Here is a 5235-nt window from a genome sequence, read left to right as displayed (position 1 = left end):
CTGAATGTCTTCTCAAGGAAGGGCCGGGACGGCGCACGCATGCAGGAGATCGCCGATCTGGCCGGCATCAACAAGGCCCTCCTCCACTACTACTTCCGCTCCAAGAACGGCCTGTACGAGCGCGTCTTCGCCCACGTCCTCGAGAAGCTCGTAGAATCGTTTGGAACGAGATTGAGCGACGCGCAAGATTTCGCCGATCTGCTACGCGCCGTCATCGACGGCTACATCGACTTCGTCGCCGGCAACCTGGCGGTCATGCGACTTATGGTGACGGAACATCTCGCAGGTGGAGAACGAATCGCAGAGCGACTCGGCCTGATGATACAGTCAACCGACTCGCCTCCCCGGATCTTTGTCGAACGCATGAACCAGGCCGCCGCACGCGGTGAGATCCGGCACGTCGATCCGCACCAGACGCTCATCACGATCGTCTCAAGCTGCGTCTTCTTCTTCCTCATCTTCCCCACTGTCGAGGCAATCCTTCCACGGGCGAAAGCTGACCGATTGGCTTTCATCCAGGAGCGGAAGGAACATCTGTATGACCTGATCTCGATGTCGCTCCTGCCTGACACGTCCGAAGGTCGAACGAATTCAGAAAGAGAAACCCCAACGGATCGATGACTCTTCTGCTTGCCCTCTCACTATTTGCCGCTCCGAGCGACACACTGAGCCTCGACCAGGCGTATCAGTCTGCCATCGCGGCCTGGCCGCTACGTCAGCAGATCGCGCTCCACGAATCGATCTCGGAACTCCGTACGCGCAACATCGGCGTCCGGCTGCTTCCGGCGATATCCGTCCGGAGTCAGGCCCTGTACTATTCCGATGTCGCGGAGGTGAGCCTGCCCGGAGCAGGTGGATCCCTGCCTCAGCCCAGCAACGATCAGTACAAGGTGGCTCTGGGCGCCGATCAAGTCGTGTACGATGGCGGGGTGACCGCGCAGCTCAAGGAAATCGAATCTCTACAACGCGATCTCGAGCAGGGTAAGATTGCAGTAGAGCTGTACAAGTTGCGGCAGCAGGTAGATGCCGCCTTCTTCGGAATCCTGACGTTTGATTCGCAGGTGAAGGTGCTCGACCTGTTGCTCGCGGATCTCGAATCAAGACTGCAGAAGATCCGGTCGCTCGTCGACAACGGCGTCGCGCTTCAATCTAACGCCGACATTCTCGCCGCTGAAATGATCAGCGTAGAGCAGCAGCGAATCGAGGCGGTCGCAAATCGCGAGTGGGCGTCGAGCGTCCTCTCCGAGCTCATCGACCAGCCCGTCGACGCCAATGACGTACTGATTCTACCTGCAACGAACAATCATCCGACACCGCCACCGGGTCGTGACCGACCTGAGTACGACGTATTCGATCTCGGTCGCAAAGCACTCGGCGGCCAGGCGGCGCTGATCAGTCGCCGGGACCGACCTTCAGTGGCCCTGTTCGCCGAGACCGCTTTCGGTCGCCCACCGGGCCTGGACTTCTTCGAGACGGACTTCAAGCCGTTCTACTCGGCGGGCATCCGCATGAACTGGAACCCCTGGAAGTGGAAGACGGGACGTCGCGATCGCCGCATTCTCGACCTCCAGAAGAACCTGATCGACGCGGAAGAGCAGTCTTTCTCGAAGCAGATTGCGATTGCCGTGCAGAAAGATCTCAGTGAAGTACGGACCCTCGAACAATTACTTTCTCGCGACGAGAAGGTACTTACGCTTCGCGCCCGAATCTCGAAACAGGCGGCCAGTCAGCTCGACAATGGCGTGATCACCGCGAGCGAATACCTCACAGAGCGCAATGCGGAGAGCAGGGCACAGCTGGCGATGCAACTCCACCGTATCCAACTCTCCCGCGCCCGGGCGGGTTACCTGACAACCATAGGAAAATGATGATGACGAGTACGGCTAATCAACGGACCTGTCGGCTTCGATTCCGACCGATCGCGCTTGCTGCTGCCCTGGTCCTGGCAGGCTGCACTGGTGGAGATGAACTCGCGGACGCCTACGGCAACTTTGAGGCAACGGAGGTCATCGTGTCCGCCGGCGCCACCGGGCGCATCATGCGTCTGGATGTGACGGAAGGGCAGACGGTGGCGAAAGGATCTGTTGTCGGTATCATAGACACGGTTCAGTTTGCACTGCAGAAAGCGCAACTCAAGGCCAGTCGGCGGGCGGTACGCTCAAAGCTCGCCGGCGTCGACGCACAGATTGCTGTGACGACCGAGCAGCGGCGCGTGGCGAACCGGGATCGCGACAGGCTCACGAGACTCCTCGCCGACAACGCGGCCACACAGAAACAACTGGACGACGTCGATGGCCAGATCTCTGTATTGGATCGGCAGATTGATCTCGCGCGAACGCAGCTCTCGACAATACGTGCTGAGATGGTCGCGTTCGATGCGCAGATTGCGCGAGTGCAAGATCAGATTGAGAACGCACTGATCATCAATCCAACATCCGGCACGGTGCTTACAACGTATGCCGAGCCCCGGGAAATCACGGCCTACGGAAAGCCCCTGTACAGAGTCGCCGACCTGGCCGTCATGGAGCTGCGCGCGTACGTCAGCGGCGATCAGTTGCCGCACATCCGCCTGGGCCAGACGGTCGACGTCCGCATCGACGAGACCCGGTCCGAAAACAGGTCGATGGAAGGAGAGATCTCATGGATCTCCTCCGAGTCCGAGTTCACACCGAAGCTCATCCAGACGAAGGAAGAGCGGGTCAATCTCGTATACGCCTTCAAGGTGCGTGTCGAGAACCAGGATGGATCGGTGAAGATCGGAATGCCCGGAGAAGTCTGGCTCCCAACGAATTAAGATCCCGACGCGCCACACTCACACCTCATGTCCAACTCACTCGCGATCCACGCCACCGGACTGACGCGAAGCTACGGCAAGTCGCCAGCGCTCGGCGGCGTGTCGTTCTCCGTAGACGAAGGTGAGCTTTTCGGTTTCATCGGGCCGGATGGCGCCGGAAAGACGACGCTTTTTCGCATCATGGCGACCCTCCTGCTTCCCGATGAGGGCGAGGTCTTCGTGGACGGACTGCACGCCGTGCGTGACTACAAGGCGCTGCGCAAGCGACTGGGTTACATGCCCGGCCGGTTCTCGCTGTACCAGGACCTCACTGTCGAAGAAAACCTGTCCTTCTTTGCCTCTGTGTTCGGCACCACCGTAGAAGAGAACTACGAGCTCATCAAGGATATCTACATCCAGATCGAGCCGTTCAAGAGAAGGAAGGCGGGACAGCTGTCCGGCGGAATGAAGCAGAAGCTCGCCCTGTCCTGCGCTCTCATTCATCGTCCGCGTGTGCTACTCCTCGATGAACCGACCACCGGCGTCGATGCGGTCTCGCGTCAGGAGTTCTGGGAGATGCTGCTGAAACTCAAGGCCTTCGGAATCACGATCGTGGTGTCGACTCCCTACATGGATGAGGCAAGTCTGTGCGACCGTGTCGCGCTGATCCAGGATGGACGACTGCTGGAAGTCGCAACGCCTGACGATGTAATGGCCGGGTACGCGCGGCCACTCTTCGCGATCAAGACAGAACGAAGATACCCGTTGATCAAGGCGCTGCGCGGGTATGAACATGCGCATTCCGTCTACGCTTTCGGTGAGTACGTCCACTATACCGACAGGCGAAAGGATGTCGATGAGACGATGCTGACGGACCACGTGCGGCGGCAGGGATTTGTCCAGGCCGAGGTCCATCCAATCAAGGCGGGCGTCGAAGATGTCTTCATCGAACTCATGACACAGTAGCCGCGACCACCGTGCAGATCATCGAAGCAAACGACCTGACCAGGAAGTTCGGCGCGTTCACCGCCGTCGACCACATCAGCTTCTCCGTGGAGGCAGGCGAGATCCTGGGATTTCTGGGCGCGAACGGCGCGGGCAAGACGACCGCCATCCGCATGCTGACCGGATTGCTTCAGCCATCTTCGGGCAGTGCGACAGTCGCCGGTTATGACGTCTACTCGCAGCCCGAGAGTATCAAGCAGAACATCGGCTACATGAGTCAGAAGTTCTCCCTCTACGAAGACCTCACGGTAGCCGAAAATATCCGCTTCTACGGAGGGATCTATGGATTGTCTCGCACCTCAATCCGGGAGAAGACGGACCGGCTCCTGGAACGACTCCAACTCTCCCACGCGCGCGACGAGTATATCCGCTCGTTGCCCCTCGGCTGGAGGCAGAAGCTCGCATTCTCGGTGGCACTGATCCACGATCCGAGGATCATCTTCCTCGACGAGCCCACCGGCGGCGTGGATCCGATTACGCGACGTCAGTTCTGGGACATGATCTACGAGACGGCCGCAAGCGGGATCACCGTGTTCGTAACCACTCACTACATGGATGAGGCCGAATACTGCGACCGCATCTCCATGATGGTCGACGGGCGTATTGAAGCGATCGGAGAGCCGGCCGAATTGAAGACACGCTTCAACGTGGAATCTATCAACGATCTCTTCGTCCACCTTGCAAGACCCGAGGCGGTATGAAGAGTTTTGCGGGCTTCGTGGTCAAGGAGTTCTATCACATCTTCCGGGATTACCGGACGCTGCTGATTCTCTTCGGCATGCCCGTCATCCAGCTCACGCTATTCGGTTTCGCGGTGCGAAACGAGGTACAGGACGTCAAGATCGCGTTCGTCGATCCGTCCAACGACTTCATCACGCGGGAGATCAAGAGCCAGATAGAGGCGTCCAGCTATTTCAGTGTCGTGGAACAACTTCCGAACATTCAGGCCGTGCGATCCGAGTTCGAGAGCGGCCGGATCATGGAGGCTGTGGTCTTTGAGCCCAACTTCGCACACCGGCTCTCGCACGACGGCGTGGCAGATGTCATGATCATCACCGACGCGACGGATCCGAACACTGCCAAGACGATGCAGACGTACACGACCGCAATCATACAGGACTATCAGGCGAGACGACTGGGCGCAGGAAGTCTTCGTATCGCGACCGAGGTGCGGATGCGATTCAATCCCGAACTCAAGAGCGTCAATCTGTTTGTACCGGGCCTGGTCGCGCTCATACTCATGCTCGTTTGCGCCCTCATGACCTCGATCACGATCACACGTGAAAAAGAGATTGGGACGATGGAGGTCCTGCTCGTATCGCCGCTGCGTCCGATTCAAATCATCATAGGAAAGGTCATCCCGTACTTCTTTCTGTCGTTCGTCAACGTCATCACGATCCTGGTTCTGGCCCGTCTAGTATTCGGCGTTCCCGTCAAGGGAAGTATCCCGCTGCTTC

6 protein-coding genes are annotated in these 5235 nt (G+C 58.7%); all 6 read left to right on the top strand.

The window, feature by feature from the left end; genetic code table 11:
• Nucleotides 1–39: 39 nt before the first annotated feature.
• Entirely contained in the window at nucleotides 40–621 is a 582-nt protein-coding gene (locus HKN37_14040) for a TetR family transcriptional regulator (protein NNE47770.1), read from the top strand.
• A complete protein-coding gene (locus HKN37_14035; protein NNE47769.1) occupies nucleotides 618–1868 on the top strand; it encodes a TolC family protein in 1251 nt (416 codons plus the stop codon). Before HKN37_14040 ends, HKN37_14035 begins: the two co-directional genes overlap by 4 nt.
• Nucleotides 1869–1870: 2 nt before the next feature.
• Nucleotides 1871–2794, top strand: coding sequence for an HlyD family efflux transporter periplasmic adaptor subunit (locus tag HKN37_14030; GenBank protein ID NNE47768.1), 924 nt, complete (start codon nucleotides 1871–1873; stop codon nucleotides 2792–2794).
• Nucleotides 2795–2821: 27 nt separating this feature from the next.
• Complete coding sequence (locus HKN37_14025) at nucleotides 2822–3739, top strand: ABC transporter ATP-binding protein (protein ID NNE47767.1); 918 nt, start codon at nucleotides 2822–2824, stop codon at nucleotides 3737–3739.
• A gap of 11 nt (nucleotides 3740–3750) precedes the next feature.
• Nucleotides 3751–4479, top strand: a complete 729-nt coding sequence (locus HKN37_14020) for an ABC transporter ATP-binding protein (protein ID NNE47766.1) — start codon at nucleotides 3751–3753, stop codon at nucleotides 4477–4479.
• Nucleotides 4476–5235: ABC transporter permease (locus HKN37_14015; GenBank protein NNE47765.1), on the top strand; the 760-nt coding region annotated here is incomplete at its 3' end. The genes HKN37_14020 and HKN37_14015, both read left to right, overlap by 4 nt.

The sequence above is a fragment of the Rhodothermales bacterium genome (assembly GCA_013002345.1).
GTDB lineage: Bacteria > Bacteroidota > Rhodothermia > Rhodothermales > JABDKH01 > JABDKH01.
The sequence above is the reverse complement of the archived record's forward strand: the minus strand, read 5'-3'. Positions and strand labels throughout refer to the sequence as shown.

Bases quoted from the DNA above. Each gene is read 5' to 3' on its own strand.
- HKN37_14040 (NNE47770.1), top strand. From the start codon at position 40: ATGCAGGAGATCGCCGATCTGGCCGGCATCAACAAGGCCCTCCTCCAC.
- HKN37_14035 (NNE47769.1), top strand. From the start codon at position 618: ATGACTCTTCTGCTTGCCCTCTCACTATTTGCCGCTCCGAGCGACACA.
- HKN37_14025 (NNE47767.1), top strand. From the start codon at position 2,822: ATGTCCAACTCACTCGCGATCCACGCCACCGGACTGACGCGAAGCTAC.
- HKN37_14030 (NNE47768.1), top strand. From the start codon at position 1,871: ATGACGAGTACGGCTAATCAACGGACCTGTCGGCTTCGATTCCGACCG.